Raw genomic sequence first — 18080 nt, 5'->3', positions numbered from 1 at the left:
TCCTGCTTAAGCATTGACCTTTCAGATAAAATGACCGACCATCCAGAAAGCCGTTATGTTGAACATCGGCTTTCTATCAGGTTGTATTTCGTCCGTTCTTATACGGGCTCGCCCTTGAAACCAGTAACAGGATAAAGGAGTTAGAATGAAATCGAACCGTCAGGCCCGCCATATTCTTGGACTGGACCACAAAATCTCAAATCAACGCAAAGTCGTGACCGAAGGTGACAAAACCAACGTGGTCAATAATCCTACCGGAAGAAAGCGCCGCACTGACGGCAAATAGCCTTTCGCACGTATGACTGAGTAACGAGATAAACACCATTGCAACCGCAGTGGTGTTTTTGCTTATAAAACCCCTTAACCCATTCACAATGCTTTATACTTCGCCTGTTTCCCTGGCGGACAGGCCCGATACGATCATAAGAGTGCCAGGGACGGTTATTCAAAAAAGAGTGAGTGACATGGAAAACGAAACTAAAAAATTGCGTTCCCTTTACATCCCTTACGCTGGCCCGGTACTGCTGGAATTTCCTTTACTGAATAAGGGGAGCGCTTTCAGTGTGGAAGAACGCCGTAACTTCAACCTGCTGGGGTTACTGCCGGAAGTGGTCGAGACGATTGAAGAACAGGCCGAACGTGCCTGGATCCAATATCAGGGATTCAAAACCGAAATCGATAAACATATTTACCTGCGCAACATCCAGGACACTAACGAAACCCTGTTTTACCGACTGGTGCATAATCACCTTGATGAGATGATGCCGGTTATCTATACCCCAACAGTAGGCGCGGCCTGTGAGCGTTTCTCTGAGATCTATCGTCGCGCACGCGGCGTGTTTATCTCTTATCAGAACCGCCACAATATGGACGATATCCTGCAAAATGTTCCTAACCACAATATCAAGGTTATCGTCGTCACCGATGGGGAACGTATTTTGGGTCTTGGCGATCAGGGGATCGGCGGGATGGGTATTCCAATCGGTAAACTGTCGCTGTATACCGCGTGTGGCGGGATTAGCCCGGCTTACACTCTGCCAGTGGTACTGGACGTCGGGACTAACAACCAGCAATTGCTGAACGATCCACTGTATATGGGTTGGCGTAATCCGCGCATCACCGATGATGAATACTACGAATTTGTTGATGAATTTATCCAGGCTGTGAAGCATCGCTGGCCTGACGTGCTGTTGCAGTTTGAAGATTTTGCGCAGAAAAACGCCATGCCGCTGCTGACCCGTTATCGCGACGAAATTTGTTCATTTAACGATGATATTCAGGGCACCGCGGCGGTTACTGTCGGTACGCTGATTGCGGCCAGCCGTGCGGCGGGTAGCCAGCTGAGCGAGCAGAACATCGTTTTCCTCGGTGCGGGTTCCGCCGGTTGCGGGATTGCCGAGCAGATCATCGCGCAAATCCAGCGTGAAGGTTTAAGCGAAGAAGCCGCGCGTCAACGTGTGTTCATGGTCGATCGCTTCGGCCTGTTAACCGATAAAATGCCCAACCTGCTCTCTTTCCAGACCAAACTGGTGCAAAAACGCGAAAATCTGCAGCACTGGGATACGCAAGAAGATGTACTGTCGTTGCTCGACGTGGTCCGTAACGTTAAGCCGGACATCCTGATCGGGGTTTCCGGACAGGTTGGCCTGTTTACCGAAGAGATCATTCGCGAAATGCACAAGCATTGCCCGCGTCCGATCGTCATGCCGCTGTCTAACCCGACTTCCCGCGTAGAAGCCACGCCGCAGGATATTATCGCCTGGACCGAAGGCAACGCACTGGTTGCGACCGGTAGTCCGTTCGCACCGGTAGTGTGGAAAGAGAAAACTTATCCTATCGCCCAGTGTAATAACGCGTACATCTTCCCGGGTATTGGCCTCGGCGTGATTGCTTCTGGCGCTAAGCGCATTACCGATGAAATGCTGATGTCGGCCAGTGAAACGCTGGCACAGTATTCACCGCTGGTGCTCAACGGCGAAGGATTGGTGTTGCCTGAGTTGAAAGACATTCAGACCGTGTCCCGCGCCATTGCGTTTGCCGTCGGTAAAATGGCCCAACAGCAAGGTGTGGCGGTGAAAACGTCCGCTGAAGCGCTGCAACAGGCGATTGACGATAATTTCTGGCAGGCAGAATATCGCGATTACCGTCGAACCTCTATCTGACGCTTTGCCCGGTGGCACGTTGCTGCCGGGCAATTTTTATCATTCAATTAACAAAGGCGTTATATCGACTATTGCTCTGAAAGTTCAAGCTCTGCAATAACCGGCAAGTGATCGCTCGCAGTAGACCACGTGAACTCTGGCGAATTATGTGGGATCTCCAGATTTTTAACGTTCCACTTCTGGCCTTTAAATGTGAAAATATGGTCAATATCAATCGCCGGGTTTACGGCTGGCCAAGTACGAGTATCCATCCCTTCTTTTGTGACTTCATTGAAAAAATAACGTATTTCTTTAAGTGGCTGCTCATCCCGGGTCGAATTGAAGTCCCCTGCCAGGATCTTGATTGAAGATGCAATATCCTGGAAATCAGATGTTGCATCACCAATGCTGATATCTAACAGGTAACGCGCCTGCTCTGTCCGCATTGTGGGATCTTTTTGCCAGTCGAGATGTGTCACCATAATAATAGGCGCGGAATCAAAGCCGGGTACGTCAACCTGCGCCAGGAGCACCACGCGTTGTTCCGCGTTTCCCGAGGGTAGTTTCACGACCTGCGAATGCAGGATTTTATATTTGGAGAGAAGACCTAAGCCGTACTCACCACCATCGAAATCAAGGGCTTTACCGAAGGAATAATGTAGGTTATTGGCCTCAGCGATTTTTTTGAGTTGATCAATCTTTTGGCTACGTCCCGTTTTGTTATCAACCTCTGGAACAGCAATAATATCGGCATCAATTCTTTTAATCGCCGAATTAAGTGCTGTAAAATCCTTTACATCAGCAGAGGTTTCATTTTTACCAATGTTATAGGTGGCAATCTTTAAATGCGGTTTTTGTTGTGAGTAAATTTTGTCAGGCACCCCACCTTTTTGAACTTTAAGTATTTCATTTCCAGCAAGTTTCTCATTTGCCTGAGCATTTGCAAGTAAACATCCCAGCGCAATCATCGTGAATGTAATTGTTTTTTTCATATCATCTATTCTCCAAAAAATAAAATAGTGAGAAGAGGATACTGGAGAATTTCGACTGTTGTTGTGATCGTTAACTCATGCTTTTGACGCGAAGAAAATTAACTTTTGAATAATTATCCTGTGTTCATGGTTTCTGCATTAACGTAACGTCCAACATGCCAGGTTTCACGGCCATACGTTCGAAACTTGCACTACTGCGTAACTTGCGATTACACTTTCACCATCGATTAACATTCGGAAATATAAAAGGAGGATACTTATGCTGTACTGTGAACGTTTCATCGTTTCACATGCTTTTGGCGATCGCCAGTGCTCAAGCGTTATCGGTATCGTGCTGCGATAACTTCTGCTTGAGCGAAGCTAACTTCTAAATCCCCTTCTCTCGGGCTTACCGGGTTATCGTCAGCGATGTTTGACGAGGCGTTTTTACGCCTGTAACTCTTGAGTAAGCAACAATGAGCACATTACTAACCGCACAATCCTTACACGTTGATACGGCATTTGGCACGCTATTCGACGATCTCACATTTACCCTGAAAAAAGGCGACCGCATCGGGCTTATCGGCTATAACGGCTGCGGCAAAAGCACGTTGTTAAAGCTGCTTGATGGCACCATCTCTCCCACCAGTGGCGTAATCGCGCAGGCGAATTACTGTCAACTCGCCCGTGTAGAACAACATTTACCCGACGATGTACTGCCGCTAACGTTGCAGGAGGCGGTTCTTGCTCAACTTCCCGAACATGAGCGCGCCAGCCAGCAGTGGCGAGTTGAAGCGTTACTCGCCGAAATGGGCTTTACGTCGGAGAATTTGCACCTCACTGCACAGACGCTGAGCGGCGGGCAGCACACGCGGCTTTTATTAGCGCGGGCGCTGATGCGAAATCCCGATCTGCTGCTGCTGGATGAACCGGGTAACCATCTGGATTTGCCAACATTACTGTGGCTGGAACAGTTCTTACAGAACTGGTCTGGCAGTTTTGTGGTGGTTTCTCACGACCCGCAATTGCTGGATGCGGTGACGCAGGGAACCTGGATCCTGCGCGATCGTACTCTCCATGCCTTCGATCTACCCTGCAGCGAGGCGCGTCAGGCTCTGGCAGAAAGAGACGCCAGCGATGCTCTGCGCCATAAGGCTGAACAAAAGGAGATAGACCGGGTTACCGCCAGCGCTAAACGGCTGGCAACCTGGGGGCGGGTCTACGACAACGAGGATTTGTCCCGCAAAGCGAAGCAGATGGAAAAGCAGGTGCAACGCCTGAAGGACGTTCAGACGGAAGTGACCGCAGGAAGTCAGTGGACACTAACATTGCATGGCGATGCCCTGCGTGCAGATCGTTTACTGGAGATGACTAATTTGTCGGTGGCCCCTGCTCCCGGCGCAGATACGCTGTTTTCCATTGCCGGAATTCGGTTAAAAAGCGGCGATCGGGTGGCGATTGTCGGACGCAACGGTTGCGGGAAATCTTCGCTGTTAAGGCTTATCTGGCAACAGTTTCAGTCACAGCTGGTATCACCTTCGCTGGTGTTGCACCCGCGCGTTACGTTGGGGTATTACGACCAGACGTTGCATCAGCTTGCCGATAGCGATTCGCTATTTGACGCGCTGGAGCCTTTTGCGCCTCAGCCTGATATCCGCAAAATGGCGCTGATTAGCGCGGGTTTTCCGTGGATCCGCCACGCGCAGAAAGTCAGTGTTTTAAGTGGTGGTGAGCGCTCCCGGCTGCTGTTTGTTGGGCTCTCGCTAGCTCGCTACGGCCTGCTGATGCTCGACGAACCGACCAACCATCTGGATCTGGAAGGTAAAGAGGCGCTGGCAGCAACGCTGCAAAGCTACCACGGCGGCGTGTTGCTGGTCAGTCATGACCGTCAGCTTATCAGCCAAAGCTGCAACCGGTTTTGGTTTATCGACGAGGGTGAGCTTGGCGAATGGCATGACCTGGAGGCAATCAACGCGCGTATTCAGGGCGCCACCAGTGAGTTAATGGTGCATAACAGTGTGGCAAAGGTTGTTCCTGCTCCCCATCGCAGTGGAGATGAAGTACTGGAAAAACTTCTTGAGCTGGAGCAGCGGCTGGCCGACGACCTCGCCCGCAAACCGAAGCATCAGAAACCGCAATTACAGACGCAATGGCGGAAGGAGATTGCGCGTCTGAATTCACAACTGGAGTAAACCCATTGCCGGACAGCGGCGTTGGCCCTGTCCGGCAAATCTTGCGTGACTTGTTTCTTCATGGAAGAACATCTGGCGTTATGGCGAAGCATGTCCGACGATTGCGTGCGACACAGACTCGCTGTTATCGATGTGGCCAGCCATATTACTGATATCAATATGCCCGGTTATAGGTTGCATCCACTGGCGGGCGATCGCGACGGCATATGGGCAATTTCTGTTTCAGGTAACTGGCGCATTACCTTTGAATTTGTCAATGGCGACGCGTACATATTGGACTACGAGGATTATCATTAATGAAGATGGCAAAAAAACGTGGATATTTCACGCCTGCGTAAGCTGGCAGTGCAGTGATAAAAGTGAATGCCGGATACGCTAACGCCATCCGGCATTTCATTTACTGCTTCGGCTGTTTTTCTTTCCAGGCATCCCATGCCTGCTTGATCTCTTGTTTCGCGGTGGCTGCATCGTTAAAGCCATTTAACTCTACTTTTTTACGCCCTTCCGGCAACTCTTTATACACGCGGAAAAACGACTCCAGTCGTTGCACTTCGATCTTTGGCAAATCGCTCAACTCTTTGATGTCGTCATAGGTGGGGTCAATTTTGCTTGCCGGCACGGCGACAATTTTATCGTCCTTTTCCCCGCCATCGATCATCTTCAGCACGCCGATCGCGCGCAACTTGATCAGCGTTCCCGGGGCCAGCGGTGCCCGGGTATAGAAAATCACATCCAGCGGGTCACCGTCACCTGCCAGGGACTGGGTCAATGAACCGTAGTTTGCCGGATAGACAACCGGCATCGACTGGAAGCGATCGGCGACGATAAAGCCGGTTTTCGCATCGGTTTCATATTTTATGATCCCGCCTGCCGGGATTTCAGTCACGGCATAAAACTCTTCCGGGTTATTCTCCGGCTGCGGAAAGTCGAGGATATTCTGCGCCTGAACGGACGCACAGAGAAATACGCTGACTGCGAGTAATGTTTTCACCAGATGCATTGTCTTTTAACTCTTCTCTTAATGGAAAGACAACACCTTACGTTTACCAGATGACAGAAACATGACGTTTTTTTGGCAAAAAAAATGGCGCTACGTCGGTAGCGCCATTTTTATCAGCAGAACGTTAATGGATTATTGTAACCCTTCCTCGTTCTCTTTTTTGGCTTCGGCCTTTTCAACTTCACGATACCAGCGCGGGTGGTGTTTCTTCGCCCAGCGGCGACTCACCTTCCCTTCGACCATGCCCTTAATCGAACCTTTCACCCAAAATGCCATATACATATGGATGAGGATCGCGTGCATCAGAATGATGCCCGCCGCAGCATGGATTAACAGGCTGTAGCGGACAACCTGCATCGGGAAAAACTGCGCAAAGTACGGACGCCAGATAATGATGCCGGTAATCAGCAGCACGAAAATCATGCTCATGATCGACCAGAACATCATTTTTTGTCCGGCGTTGTATTTGCCCACATCCGCCACCTTGTGTTCATTGCCCTTCAGCACTTCGACAATGTTTTTCAGCCACGGAATATCTTTCTTATCCGGGATGTTGTGGTGCACAAAGCGTACAAACATGAACATTAGCGCGACGAAAATCAGCAGACCGAAGAACGGGTGCAAAATGCGCCCCATCTGTGGCGTACCGAAGGTTTGCGTCAGCCATTGCAGCGTCGGGAAGAAAAACGAAATCCCCGACAGTGCCACCAGAAAGAAGCAGATCACCACCGTCCAGTGACAGGCGCGGTCGATAAACTTCGTGCGCACAATCATTTTCGACTTACTCATGATGATCCTCCTCGTCGTCGTCCACTTCCTTATTCGGACCAATACCAATGTAGTGATAAATCAGTCCGGCGAAGGTGGCGATAAATCCGGCAGCGGCCAGCGGTTTCAGCGCTCCTTTCCACAGATTGATAGAAGTATCGATCTTAGGTTCTTTCGGCAGACCGTGATACAGCTCCGGCTGGTTGGCATGATGCAGAACGTACATGACGTGCGTGCCCCCCACACCTTCCGGGTTGTAGAGACCGGCGTGTTCAAAACCACGTGCTTTCAGTTTTTCCACACGCTGCTCGCCCATTTCCAGCATTTCCTGCTTGGTGCCGAAATGTATTGCCCCGGTTGGACAGGTCTTCACGCAGGCAGGTTCCTGCCCAACGCTGACGCGATCCACACACAGCGTACATTTATACACGCGGTTATCCTCTTTATTGAGGCGCGGAATATTAAATGGACACCCGGCAATACAGTAGCCGCAGCCAATGCAGTGCTCTGACTGGAAATCGACAATCCCGTTGGCATACTGAATGATTGCCCCGGCAGATGGGCATGCTTTCAGGCAGCCCGGATCTTCACAGTGCATACAGCCGTCTTTACGAATCAACCATTCCAGCTTGCCGTTCTGTTCGGTTTCGGTGAACCGCATCACCGTCCAGGACTTAGCGCTGAGATCGGCGGGGTTGTCATACACCCCTACGCAGTGGCCGACTTCGTCACGGATATCGTTCCATTCTGAGCATGCCACCTGACAGGCTTTACAGCCTATACAGGTGGAGACGTCGATTAGCTTCGCAACTTCGGCTTTGTAATCACGGCCCTGAGGCGGCGGCGTGATGGAGTTTGTTGCGGACCTTTTGATGATGTCCTGCGTTTCCATAGACATTTGTTCGCCCCCTTACGCCTTCTCGATGTTAACTAAAAACGCTTTGTATTCCGGCGTTTGCGAGTTTGCATCACCGACATTCGGCGTCAGGGTGTTGGCGATAAAGCCTTTACGCGCGACTCCTTCAAAGCCCCAGTGAATTGGGATCCCAACCGTTTCAACCTGCTGACCGTTGACGTTCAGGGTACGCAGACGACGAGTGACGACAGCAACTGCGCGAATAAATCCACGCTTGCTGCTGACTTTCACGTAATCGCCATTGTTAATTCCCTTCGCTGCCGCCAGTGTTTCGCTGATTTCCACAAACTGCTCTGGCTGGGCAATCGCATTCAGTAATGCGTGCTTGGTCCAGGTATGGAAATGTTCGGTCAGACGATAGGTTGTCCCGACGTACGGGAAATCCTGCTTCGTCCCCATGCGTAATTTATCCGCCTCGTACAGACGTGCTGCCGGGTTGGAGATCACGCTCGGGTGCAGCGGGTTAGTACCCAGCGGTGTTTCCATCGGCTCGTAGTGTTCCGGGAACGGCCCTTCCGCCATTTTATCGATAGCGAACAGACGACCCAGCCCTTCCGGCTGCATAATAAACGGATTAGTGCCACTGCCCGGTGCCGCGGTGCTGAAGTCCGGGATATCGTTCCCCGTCCACTTCGTGCCGTTCCACTGGATCAGCATACGTTTTGGATCCCACGGCTTGCCCTGCGGATCCGCCGATGCGCGGTTATACAGGACGCGACGGTTCAACGGCCATGCCCAGGTCCAGCCCAGCGTATTACCAAGACCTGACGGGTCGGCGTTATCGCGGTTGGCCATCTGGTTGCCCTGCTCGGTCCAGCTACCGGTATAAATCCAGCAGGAGGATGAGGTCGTTCCATCATCGCGAAGGAGTGCAAAGCTGCTGAGCAACTGACCTTTCTTCGCAATTAGCACGCCGTTGGCGTCATAGAGATCTTCCAGCGCATAGCCGTTATTCTCTTTCGCCACTTCTTCGGAATGCGGTTCGTCCGGTTGCTTATAGTTCCAGCTCATTTTCAGCACCGGCTCTACGGCCTTACCGCCTTCAGTGCGATACATATCGCGCAGACGGTGGTAAATACCGGCCAGAATTTCGCCGTCGTTGCGGGCTTCACCCGGCGCATCCTGTCCTTTCCAGTGCCACTGCAGCCAACGGCCGGAGTTGGCGATGGAGCCATCTTCTTCCGCAAAGCAAGTGGATGGCAGACGGAAGACTTCGGTCTGAATAGATGCCGGGTCGACATCGTTAGACTCGCCGTGGTTCTGCCAGAACGTTGAGGTTTCAGTCACCAGCGGATCGATTACTACCAGATACTTCAGTTTACTCAGCGACTGCACCACTTTGTTTTTATCCGGGAAGGACGCAACCGGGTTAAAGCCCTGACAGATGTAGCCGGTGACTTTCCCGCTATCCATCATGTTGAAGTATTTAATGACGTCGTAGGACTGATCCCACTTCGGCAGCCAATCAAAGCCCCAGTCGTTCTCTTTTTGCGCCGCATTGCCATAGAAAGACTTCATCAGACTGACGAAGAATTTCGGATAGTTGCCCCAGTAGTTAACCTGATCGGCTAACGTGGCTTTCGGCGTATTCGCGGCCAGATAGGTTTGCAGATCCGCGTGTTTCTCTGACGGCAGCGTCAGGTAGCCCGGCAGACTGGTCGACAGCAGACCTAAATCAGTTAACCCCTGAATGTTGGAGTGACCGCGTAAGGCGTTAACCCCACCACCTGCCATCCCCATGTTGCCGAGCAACAACTGGATCATCGCCATGGTACGGATGTTCTGCGCCCCGACGGTATGTTGAGTCCAGCCCAGCGCATACAGGAAGGTGGTTGTGCGATCGGCTGCGCTGGTGGAAGCCAGCACTTCGCAGACTTTCAGGAAGTCTGCTTTTGGCGTACCGCAGATGTTTTCCACCACATCCGGCGTGTAGCGGGAAACGTGCTGTTTTAACAGATTCCAGACACAGCGAGGATGGCTTAACGTTTCATCGCGTTTCGCGTAGCCGTTTTCATCGAACTGATAGTTCCAGGACGATTTATCGTATTGGCGTTTTTGTGCGTCGTATCCGCTGAACAGACCGTCTTCAAAAGTAAAGTCATCCCGCACCAGCAGGCTGGCGTTGGTGTAATGCTTCACGTATTCAGCATTGATTTTTTTGTTTTCAATCAGGTACAGCAAAACACCGGACAGGAACGTGATGTCCGTGCCGGAACGAATCGGCGCGTAAATATCTGCCACCGAGGCTGTACGGGTGAAACGAGGGTCAACAACAATCAGCGTGGCATCATTGTTGTTTTTGGCTTCCATCGCCCAGCGGAATCCCACCGGATGTGCTTCAGCGGCGTTACCGCCCATCACCATCACGACGTTGGCGTTTTTAATATCTACCCAGTGGTTGGTCATCGCACCGCGACCAAATGTTGGAGCAAGACTTGCTACCGTTGGTCCGTGTCAGACGCGTGCCTGGTTATCAACTGCCAGCATGCCGAGAGAGCGCACAAATTTTTGCGTCAGCATGCCGGTTTCATTACTTGCCGCAGATGCACACAGCATCCCGGTAGAAAGCCAGCGGTTAACCGTTACGCCCTGCTCATTCTTCTCAATAAAATTGGCGTCGCGGTCAGCTTTCATCAGTTTCGCGATGCGGGTAAAGGCATCATCCCAGCTGATACGCTGCCATTTGTCGGAGCCAGGAGCGCGATATTCCGGGTAACGCAGACGGTTTTCGCTGTGTATGTAATCCAATAATCCTGCGCCCTTAGGACATAATGCCCCACGGCTCACCGGATGATCCGGATCCCCTTCAATATGGTAAATCGACTCTTTGGCGTTTTTAGCTCCATCACCCAGGCTATACATTAATAGCCCGCAACCTACGGAACAGTATGTGCATGTGTTTCGGATCTCTTTGGCGCGTAACAACTTATAGTTTCGCGCCTGAGCCAGTGCCATTTTGGGTGCAAAACCCAGAGCGGCTACTGTTGTTCCCGCCATACCGCCCGCGCAGATTTTAAAAAATTGTCTGCGGCTGACGTCCATTGCTTTCCTCTTTTTTGCAGGGGTTCGTACAGGGAATCTCTCAAATTGCGCCAGCGCGGCTGTTTGAAAGATGACATGTACAACTTCGCGACGAAACTATCAGCTATATCCATATTTTTTTTGCGTCAAATCAATAACGAAACGGTTCCGCTACTAAATAGTGCTCTTTGCTTAACCTTTGTACTCATAAGGGAGTAGGTAAAAGGTAATTAATTAGCGTGCTATGGTGCAAAAGTGCTATAAATTTCAGCTTAATTTTTGCCAGTATCATGGACAGACAAATAGCATGACAAAACAAAAAGCAACGTTGATTGGGCTGATTGCCATTGTGCTCTGGAGCACCATGGTGGGTCTCATTCGTGGAGTAAGTGAAGGACTGGGGCCTGCGGGTGGCGCGGCAATGATTTTTTCATTAAGCGGCTTGTTGCTGATATTTACTGTTGGCTTTCCTGATATCAGAAAAATCCCTGTACGTTATTTGATCGCCGGTAGTGTGCTTTTTGTGAGCTATGAAATATGTTTAGCGCTGGCCCTGGGTTATGCCGCAACTCGTCATCAGGCCATTGAGGTCGGCATGGTCAACTATCTCTGGCCAAGCCTGACAATATTATTTGCCATTTTATTTAATGGCCAGAAAACAACCTGGTTGGTGGTTCCCGGATTAATCATCGCATTGACCGGGGTCTGTTGGGTATTGGGGGGTGAAAATGGTCTCAATCCTGGTGAAATTATCAGCAATGTCGCTACCAGCCCGCTTAGCTATTTCCTCGCCTTTCTCGGAGCTTTTATCTGGGCAACGTATTGCACGGTGACCAATAAATATGCAAAAGGTTTTAATGGCATCACCGTCTTCGTTTTACTGACGGCTGCAAGTTTGTGGGTTTACTATTTTATTACTCCTCAGCCGGAAATGGTTTTCAGCACGTCGGTGACGATTAAAATGTTCACCGCTGCATTAACGTTAGGATTTGCCTATGCTGCGTGGAATATCGGTATATTGCACGGTAACGTGACCATCATGGCTGTTGGGTCTTATTTTACCCCGGTGCTTTCCTCCGCATTGGCTGCTGTATTGCTCAGTGCTCCGCTGTCCCTTTCCTTCTGGCAAGGTGCGCTGATGGTCTGCGCTGGCTCGCTGCTTTGCTGGCTGGCAACGCGGCGCGCCTGAAAAAATACGGGTTTTATCACAAATAAATAAAACCCGGCTATACTTTAGACAAATTGATGAATAATAATTGTTCATTCTGTCTGCTCTTTATGTTTATATTTGTTTAATTAAATGTTAAATATATGGTAATCAATTAACGCCTGAAAATATTATGCGGTTATCCATATCCCTTCACATGTATATATTACACCTGCGAAACTAACATCATTTAAATCATAGGGCTGCCAATAGTCCCCTATGTAAATATACCCATTCAGATCTGTCACATATAAAGATTAATGCAATCAGTTATATTATGTAGATCTAGATCACACAACTTCAAATATTTCGCAATATTATGAAACTTATTATTGAACTTATACCACTGCGTCATTTAAAAATAGTTTGCCATTGACGAACCCCTCGTTTAGCAATGGTTTAGGAAACACACCAAGAAATAATTATAAGGATTATTTAGAATGAAACTTAAATTAGTTGCAGTGGCAGTGACTAGCCTGTTGGCGGCAGGTGCAGTAAACGCAGCTGAGGTATATAACAAAGACGGTAACAAACTGGACCTGTACGGTAAAGTTCACGCTCAGCACTACTTCTCTGATGACACCGGCAGTGATGGCGACAAAACTTATGCACGTATGGGTTTCAAAGGCGAAACTCAGATCAATGACCAACTGGTTGGTTTTGGTCAGTGGGAATATGAATTCAAAGGCAACCGTACTGAATCCACCGGTGGTTCCAACAGCGACAAAACTCGTCTGGCATTCGCTGGTCTGAAATTCGCTGAATACGGTTCTTTCGACTACGGTCGTAACTACGGCGTAGCGTACGACATCGGCGCATGGACCGACGTTCTGCCAGAGTTCGGTGGCGATACCTGGACCCAGACTGACGTATTCATGACTGGCCGTACTACCGGCGTTGCAACCTACCGTAACACCGACTTCTTCGGTCTAGTTGAAGGTCTGAACTTTGCTGCTCAGTACCAGGGCAAAAACGACCGTTCTAATGTCAAAGAAGCTAACGGTGACGGCTTCGGTCTGTCTACCACTTATGAGTATGAAGGCTTCGGCGTAGGTGCTACCTATGCGAAATCTGACCGTACCGATTCCCAGACCCGTGCTGGCAGCGCATTCAAAGCTGACGGTAAAAACGCTGAAGTTTGGGCTGCTGGTCTGAAATATGATGCGAACAACATCTATCTGGCAACCACCTACTCCGAAACCCGCAACATGACCACCTATGGTTCTGTAAACGGTATCGCTGAAAAAACTCAGAACTTTGAAGCTGTTGCTCAGTACCAGTTCGACTTCGGTCTGCGTCCGTCCGTTGCTTACCTGAAATCTAAAGGTAAAGACATTGCAGTATACGGCGACCAGGATCTGGTTGAATACGTAGACCTGGGTGCTACTTACTACTTCAACAAAAACATGTCCACCTTCGTTGATTACAAAATCAACCTGCTGGATGACAACAACTTCACCCGCGCTGCCGGTGTAAGCACCGACAACATCGTAGCTGTTGGTCTGAACTACCAGTTCTAATTTTGTTGTAGCCTGAATACAAAGCCAGTCCTTCAGGGGCTGGCTTTTTCTCTTGATGTAGACTCGGTCATAAGGAGTATGCCGTGCAGACATTCACTGGTCGTTGTCTTTGCGGACAGAGTCATTTTACCGTCGACGTCGAAATGCTGGATGTCTATGCCTGCCACTGTACGCTATGCCAAAAGTGGTCTGGAGGCATTGCTATGTATCTGGAATCCAGCACTCACCCGCAGATGTCGCCAGATTCAGCCGAACCCTCACACTTTCCTTCTTCAAATCGTGGGGAACGTTTCTTCTGTTCCGGTTGCGGATGTCCCCTGTGGTTTACCCTAACGGGCAGCGATCGTTATTTTGTGCCGTGGACATTGCTGGAACTGAACGAGGTGGATCGCCGCCGCCTGGTTTTAGCGGCAGAGATCTATACGGAAACACAACCTGCGTTCTGGAGACTGACGGGGCAATACGCTCGACTGAGTGGAAAAGAAGTCGAAGAGATGGATTACCCCTGTCATTTAGCCCATTAGTTAATGACGCTGTACCTTTGCCAGACTGAACCACATTCCTACCGCCAAAACGATAAGCATGCTGCCGGCACTGCTTAAGGCCACGCTGTGCGACCAGGTAAAGGCTACTCTGGCTGCTGACAACAACGCATCACTCAGGGATGCCGGAAGCGAATGCGCCAGTTGTACCGCCTCACCCATTGACGATGAAGCTCGCTCTATTTCCTGTGGATTAAGTCCCGCAGGCGGCAGAATCGAGGCTGAAAAGCTACGGCTCAACAGCAAACCAAAGATAGCAATCCCAAGCCCGGCCCCCAGTTCATAAGCCATTGTTTCGATGGCGCCTGCGGCAGCAGCTTTTTCTGCCGGTGCTGCCGCCATGATAGCCGCCGTTGAGGCCAGGAGCGCGCTGGCGGCGCTAAAACCGAGCAAAGCCATCAATATCCAGGCCTGAATCTGCTGGGTACTAAAGTCCGTCATTGCCAGACCGTAAAAACTGACGGCGCTCAGCGCCATACCCGCCGTTGCCACGCAACGTAATCCCAGACGTGATACCAGCATACCAGCGATCGGTCCGCTGAAGCCGCTGGCCAGCATCACCGGTAGCATAAATAACCCCGCCTGATACGGCGTTAAGCCATGTACAAACTGCAGCTCCTGAGCCATCAGCAACTCAAAACCAACCAGAGTAATCATCGCCGTCATCGCCATAACTACGCCGCTTAAAATAATACGATGCGTGAACAGCCGCATATCAATCATCGGGCGCGCGGCCGCAAGCTGGATACGCACGAACTGCCCCAATAATAACGCACCAATTATCAATGTCAGTACGATGACCACGATCGCTGTATGCCCTTTCAACGCCGTTTTCGCGCTGTAAACCAGCAGCAGAATGGCGACAATCAGCATTATCGCATGACCGAAGTTTAACGATTGATCGCGTCGTCCGGCCTGGCGCGGCACATAACGCGCGGTTAATGCCATAACCACCAGGACAATGGGCACATTGATTAAGAACACGGAACCCCAATAGAAGTTCTCCAGCAGCATGCCGCCCACTAACGGTCCAAATGCGGCACCACCGGAACCCACGGCTGCCCACACGCCCAGCGCCATATTACGATGACGTTGCTCGGCAAAGGTTGCGCGGATACCCGCAAGCGTTGCTGGCACAATCATCGCCGCACCAATCGCCAATACGGCCCGGGTGGCAATCAACCAACTGGCGCTGTGGGCAAAGGCGGCGGCCAGCGATGCCAGACCAAACAAGCCTCCACCTAACAGCAGCAAGCGTTTAAAGCCAATGCGATCGCCCAGCGCCCCCATGGGCAACACCATACCGGCCATTACCAGAGAATAAATATCAATGATCCACAGCAGCTCGTTACCACTGGCACCCAGCGTCATACTCAGCGTGGGCGCGGCAACATGCAGCACCGTTGCATCAATCGCAACAGGGATGTAGACCAGCACAATAATCACTAACGTTAACCACTGACGAAACATAAAATTCCCTTCGAAACTAAAACTGGACACATGTCCAACTTCAGCGATCCTACGGAAAATTGAACATATGTCCAACTTTTTGTTACACTGCGTGCTAAACGGGTATGGGAGGAACGATGAGCTATCTGAATCGGGATGAACGTCGGGAAGTGATTCTGCAGGCGGCAATGCGCGTCGCGCTTGAGGAAGGATTTACCGCCATGACGGTGCGGCGTATTGCCACGGAAGCTCAGGTGTCCACCGGCCAGGTACACCATCACTTTACGTCTGCCGGTGAGTTAAAATCCCTCGCTTTTGTGCAACTGATCCGTACCCTTCTGGATGCCGAACTGGTCAGCGCAAACGCCAGCTTCCGTGAACGGCTTCACGCCATGCTGGGCAGCGAAGACGGCGGGTTTGAACCCTATATTAAACTGTGGCGTGAAGCACAGGTTCTGGCGGATAAAGATCCGGAAATCAAAAGTGCTTACCTGCTGACCATGCGGATGTGGCACGAAGAAACCGCCGCTATCATTGCTCAGGGACAGAAAGCAGGTGAGTTTTCTCCAGACCCGGATGCTACCGATGTGGCCTGGCGTTTGATTGCGTTGGTCTGCGGTCTGGATGGCATCTATGTATTAGGCATTGAAGAAATGGCCGATCCTGCGTTCGAGCGCCATTTGGATCGTATGATTACGTTAGAGTTAGTTAATTGATGTTATAGATGAATTAATAATACATCTTTTATATTTACAATTGGTAACACTTAAGCAACGTGTAATCCCCCCATCACGCCGCGTTATTGCGCTTTTTTATCTATTCTTTCAGTCAATATTCCCAAAACTTTTCAATAGTTTCTAAAAAGAACCCGCGCGGCGCTGTATGCGTTTATTTCTTTTTCATGAACGGCATGTGCATGGAGAATAATATGTCAGCATCAAATGAGAAAAATAATCGTTATCTTTTAACTGACTGGAAACCGGAGAACCCCGCCTTTTGGGAAAATAAAGGTAAGCATATTGCCCGAAGAAATCTCTGGATATCAGTGAGTTGCCTGTTGCTGGCGTTCTGCGTCTGGATGTTGTTCAGCGCCGTGGCCGTCAATCTGAATAAAATTGGTTTTAATTTTACCACCGACCAACTGTTTTTATTAACCGCATTGCCTTCTCTTTCTGGTGCGATATTACGTGTTCCCTACTCCTTTATGGTACCTATATTTGGGGGGCGTCGCTGGACCATTTTTAGCACCATTATTCTGGTCGTTCCCTGCGTCTGGCTCGGATTTGCCGTGCAAAACACCGCTACTCCGTTTGGCGTATTTATTATTATTGCGCTGATGTGTGGTTTTGCTGGTGCTAACTTTGCCTCCAGCATGGGTAATATCAGCTTTTTCTTCCCAAAAGCGAAACAAGGTAGCGCGTTAGGTGTTAACGGCGGTCTCGGCAACCTTGGCGTCAGCGTGATGCAGTTGATCGCACCGTTGGTGATCTTTCTGCCCATCTTTACCTTTTTGGGCGTACAGGGCGTCCCGCAAGCCGACGGCTCGTTACTGTCGCTGGCCAATGCCGCATGGATTTGGGTTCCGTTATTGCTGATAGCCACCGTGGCGGCAAGCACGGGAATGAACGACATTGCCAGTTCGAAGGCCTCCATTGCTTCCCAGTTACCGGTCCTGAAGCGTTTTCATCTGTGGCTATTAAGCCTGCTGTATCTTGCCACCTTTGGTTCATTTATCGGTTTCTCGGCAGGCTTTGCCATGCTGGCGAAAACCCAGTTCCCGGACGTGAATATTCTGCAACTGGCGTTCTTCGGCCCATTCATTGGCGCGCTTGCGCGTTCGGCGGGCGGCGTGATCTCTGACAAGTTCGGCGGTGTACGCGTCACATTAATTAACTTCATCTTTATGGCGCTGTTTAGTGCCCTGCTGTTTCTTACCCTGCCAGGGTCTGGCGAAGGAAACTTTGTCGCCTTCTACCTGGTGTTTATGGGCTTGTTCCTGACCGCAGGTTTGGGTAGCGGTTCGACCTTCCAGATGATTGCGGTGATCTTTCGCAAAATCACCATTTACCGGGTGAAGCTGCACGGTGGTACTGAAGAACAGGCTCAGCGTGAAGCGGTAACCGATACCGCAGCCGCTCTGGGATTTATCTCTGCTATTGGCGCGGTCGGGGGCTTCTTTATTCCGAAAGCGTTCGGTTCATCGCTGGCGCTGACCGGCTCTCCGGTCGGCGCCATGAAAATATTCCTTGTGTTCTACATCGTCTGCGTGCTGGTGACCTGGCTGGTATACGGCCGTAAATCACAAAAAAAATAGTCATCTTTTGGCCAGTGCGGGCAACGTTATTCGAAGCAG

14 protein-coding genes and 1 pseudogene are annotated in these 18080 nt (G+C 50.4%); 9 read left to right on the top strand and 6 right to left on the bottom strand.

The features are described from left to right. Positions 1-145 precede the first annotated feature (145 nt). Together sra and maeA are read left to right on the top strand one after the other, a co-directional pair. Positions 146-286 (top strand): stationary-phase-induced ribosome-associated protein, encoded by a 141-nt coding sequence (gene sra, locus NMD08_RS12805; protein WP_079937903.1) that lies wholly within the window; start codon positions 146-148, stop codon positions 284-286. A gap of 178 nt (positions 287-464) precedes the next feature. Next, positions 465-2162, top strand: a complete 1698-nt coding sequence (maeA, locus tag NMD08_RS12800; protein WP_151219245.1) for a malate dehydrogenase — start codon at positions 465-467, stop codon at positions 2160-2162. 68 nt (positions 2163-2230) lie between these two features. On the opposite strand, the gene NMD08_RS12795 is transcribed toward maeA, so the two are convergent. Next, positions 2231-3133 carry an endonuclease/exonuclease/phosphatase family protein gene (locus NMD08_RS12795; protein WP_151219246.1) on the bottom strand — a complete coding sequence of 301 codons (903 nt, stop codon included), beginning with the start codon at positions 3131-3133 and terminating at the stop codon, positions 2231-2233. Positions 3134-3588: 455 nt separating this feature from the next. Here NMD08_RS12795 and NMD08_RS12790 point away from each other — a divergent pair, with 455 nt between their 5' ends. Both NMD08_RS12790 and NMD08_RS12785 read left to right on the top strand, forming a co-directional pair. Next, positions 3589-5304 (top strand): ABC-F family ATP-binding cassette domain-containing protein, encoded by a 1716-nt coding sequence (locus NMD08_RS12790; RefSeq protein WP_210905096.1) that lies wholly within the window; start codon positions 3589-3591, stop codon positions 5302-5304. Between the two features lie 80 nt (positions 5305-5384). Beyond that, positions 5385-5601: pseudogene (locus NMD08_RS12785) on the top strand (type II toxin-antitoxin system RelE/ParE family toxin). A 100-nt stretch (positions 5602-5701) separates the two neighbouring features. Here the strand turns inward: NMD08_RS12785 and NMD08_RS12780 are convergent. The 4 genes from NMD08_RS12780 to fdnG form a co-directional block, all read right to left on the bottom strand. Next, positions 5702-6304, bottom strand: coding sequence for an inorganic diphosphatase (locus NMD08_RS12780; RefSeq protein ID WP_151219248.1), 603 nt, complete (start codon positions 6302-6304; stop codon positions 5702-5704). 132 nt (positions 6305-6436) lie between these two features. Beyond that, positions 6437-7093 (bottom strand): formate dehydrogenase-N subunit gamma, encoded by a 657-nt coding sequence (fdnI, locus tag NMD08_RS12775; protein ID WP_151219249.1) that lies wholly within the window; start codon positions 7091-7093, stop codon positions 6437-6439. Next, a complete protein-coding gene (fdnH, locus tag NMD08_RS12770) occupies positions 7086-7970 on the bottom strand; it encodes a formate dehydrogenase N subunit beta (protein WP_151225463.1) in 885 nt (294 codons plus the stop codon). The genes fdnI and fdnH overlap by 8 nt, the downstream gene beginning before the upstream one ends. Positions 7971-7982: 12 nt before the next feature. Then, positions 7983-11030, bottom strand: coding sequence for a formate dehydrogenase-N subunit alpha (fdnG, locus tag NMD08_RS12765; RefSeq protein WP_370620196.1), 3048 nt, complete (start codon positions 11028-11030; stop codon positions 7983-7985). Between the two features lie 286 nt (positions 11031-11316). Here fdnG and yddG point away from each other — a divergent pair, with 286 nt between their 5' ends. The 3 genes from yddG to NMD08_RS12750 all read left to right on the top strand — a co-directional run bounded on the left by yddG (position 11317) and on the right by NMD08_RS12750 (position 14260). Then, positions 11317-12198 (top strand): aromatic amino acid efflux DMT transporter YddG, encoded by an 882-nt coding sequence (gene yddG / locus NMD08_RS12760; RefSeq protein ID WP_151219251.1) that lies wholly within the window; start codon positions 11317-11319, stop codon positions 12196-12198. Positions 12199-12656: 458 nt separating this feature from the next. Further along, positions 12657-13736, top strand: coding sequence for a porin OmpD (gene ompD, locus NMD08_RS12755; protein WP_252838789.1), 1080 nt, complete (start codon positions 12657-12659; stop codon positions 13734-13736). A 143-nt stretch (positions 13737-13879) separates the two neighbouring features. Next, positions 13880-14260, top strand: a complete 381-nt coding sequence (locus tag NMD08_RS12750) for a GFA family protein (RefSeq protein ID WP_151219502.1) — start codon at positions 13880-13882, stop codon at positions 14258-14260. Here the strand turns inward: NMD08_RS12750 and NMD08_RS12745 are convergent, their stop codons facing one another. Next, the gene (locus NMD08_RS12745; protein WP_370620195.1) at positions 14261-15748 is read right to left on the bottom strand and encodes an MFS transporter; all 1488 of its coding nucleotides are present in this window, start codon (positions 15746-15748) and stop codon (positions 14261-14263) included. A 116-nt stretch (positions 15749-15864) separates the two neighbouring features. On the opposite strand from NMD08_RS12745, the gene NMD08_RS12740 reads away from it, so the two are divergent. Together NMD08_RS12740 and NMD08_RS12735 are read left to right on the top strand one after the other, a co-directional pair. After that, positions 15865-16443 (top strand): TetR family transcriptional regulator, encoded by a 579-nt coding sequence (locus tag NMD08_RS12740; RefSeq protein ID WP_151225465.1) that lies wholly within the window; start codon positions 15865-15867, stop codon positions 16441-16443. A gap of 212 nt (positions 16444-16655) precedes the next feature. Beyond that, a complete protein-coding gene (locus NMD08_RS12735; RefSeq protein WP_151219255.1) occupies positions 16656-18041 on the top strand; it encodes a NarK family nitrate/nitrite MFS transporter in 1386 nt (461 codons plus the stop codon). Positions 18042-18080 lie beyond the last annotated feature (39 nt).

The organism is Citrobacter meridianamericanus, assembly GCF_041320245.1.
Lineage (GTDB): Bacteria > Pseudomonadota > Gammaproteobacteria > Enterobacterales > Enterobacteriaceae > Citrobacter > Citrobacter meridianamericanus.
This window is presented reverse-complemented; position numbering and strand designations above follow the sequence as displayed.

Coding starts and splice junctions, on each gene's coding strand:
- sra (WP_079937903.1), top strand. CDS start 146: ATGAAATCGAACCGTCAGGCCCGCCATATTCTTGGACTGGACCACAAA.
- maeA (WP_151219245.1), top strand. CDS start 465: ATGGAAAACGAAACTAAAAAATTGCGTTCCCTTTACATCCCTTACGCT.
- NMD08_RS12795 (WP_151219246.1), bottom strand. CDS start 3,133: ATGAAAAAAACAATTACATTCACGATGATTGCGCTGGGATGTTTACTT.
- NMD08_RS12790 (WP_210905096.1), top strand. CDS start 3,589: ATGAGCACATTACTAACCGCACAATCCTTACACGTTGATACGGCATTT.
- NMD08_RS12780 (WP_151219248.1), bottom strand. CDS start 6,304: ATGCATCTGGTGAAAACATTACTCGCAGTCAGCGTATTTCTCTGTGCG.
- fdnI (WP_151219249.1), bottom strand. CDS start 7,093: ATGAGTAAGTCGAAAATGATTGTGCGCACGAAGTTTATCGACCGCGCC.
- fdnH (WP_151225463.1), bottom strand. CDS start 7,970: ATGTCTATGGAAACGCAGGACATCATCAAAAGGTCCGCAACAAACTCC.
- yddG (WP_151219251.1), top strand. CDS start 11,317: ATGACAAAACAAAAAGCAACGTTGATTGGGCTGATTGCCATTGTGCTC.
- ompD (WP_252838789.1), top strand. CDS start 12,657: ATGAAACTTAAATTAGTTGCAGTGGCAGTGACTAGCCTGTTGGCGGCA.
- NMD08_RS12750 (WP_151219502.1), top strand. CDS start 13,880: ATGCTGGATGTCTATGCCTGCCACTGTACGCTATGCCAAAAGTGGTCT.
- NMD08_RS12745 (WP_370620195.1), bottom strand. CDS start 15,748: ATGTTTCGTCAGTGGTTAACGTTAGTGATTATTGTGCTGGTCTACATC.
- NMD08_RS12740 (WP_151225465.1), top strand. CDS start 15,865: ATGAGCTATCTGAATCGGGATGAACGTCGGGAAGTGATTCTGCAGGCG.
- NMD08_RS12735 (WP_151219255.1), top strand. CDS start 16,656: ATGTCAGCATCAAATGAGAAAAATAATCGTTATCTTTTAACTGACTGG.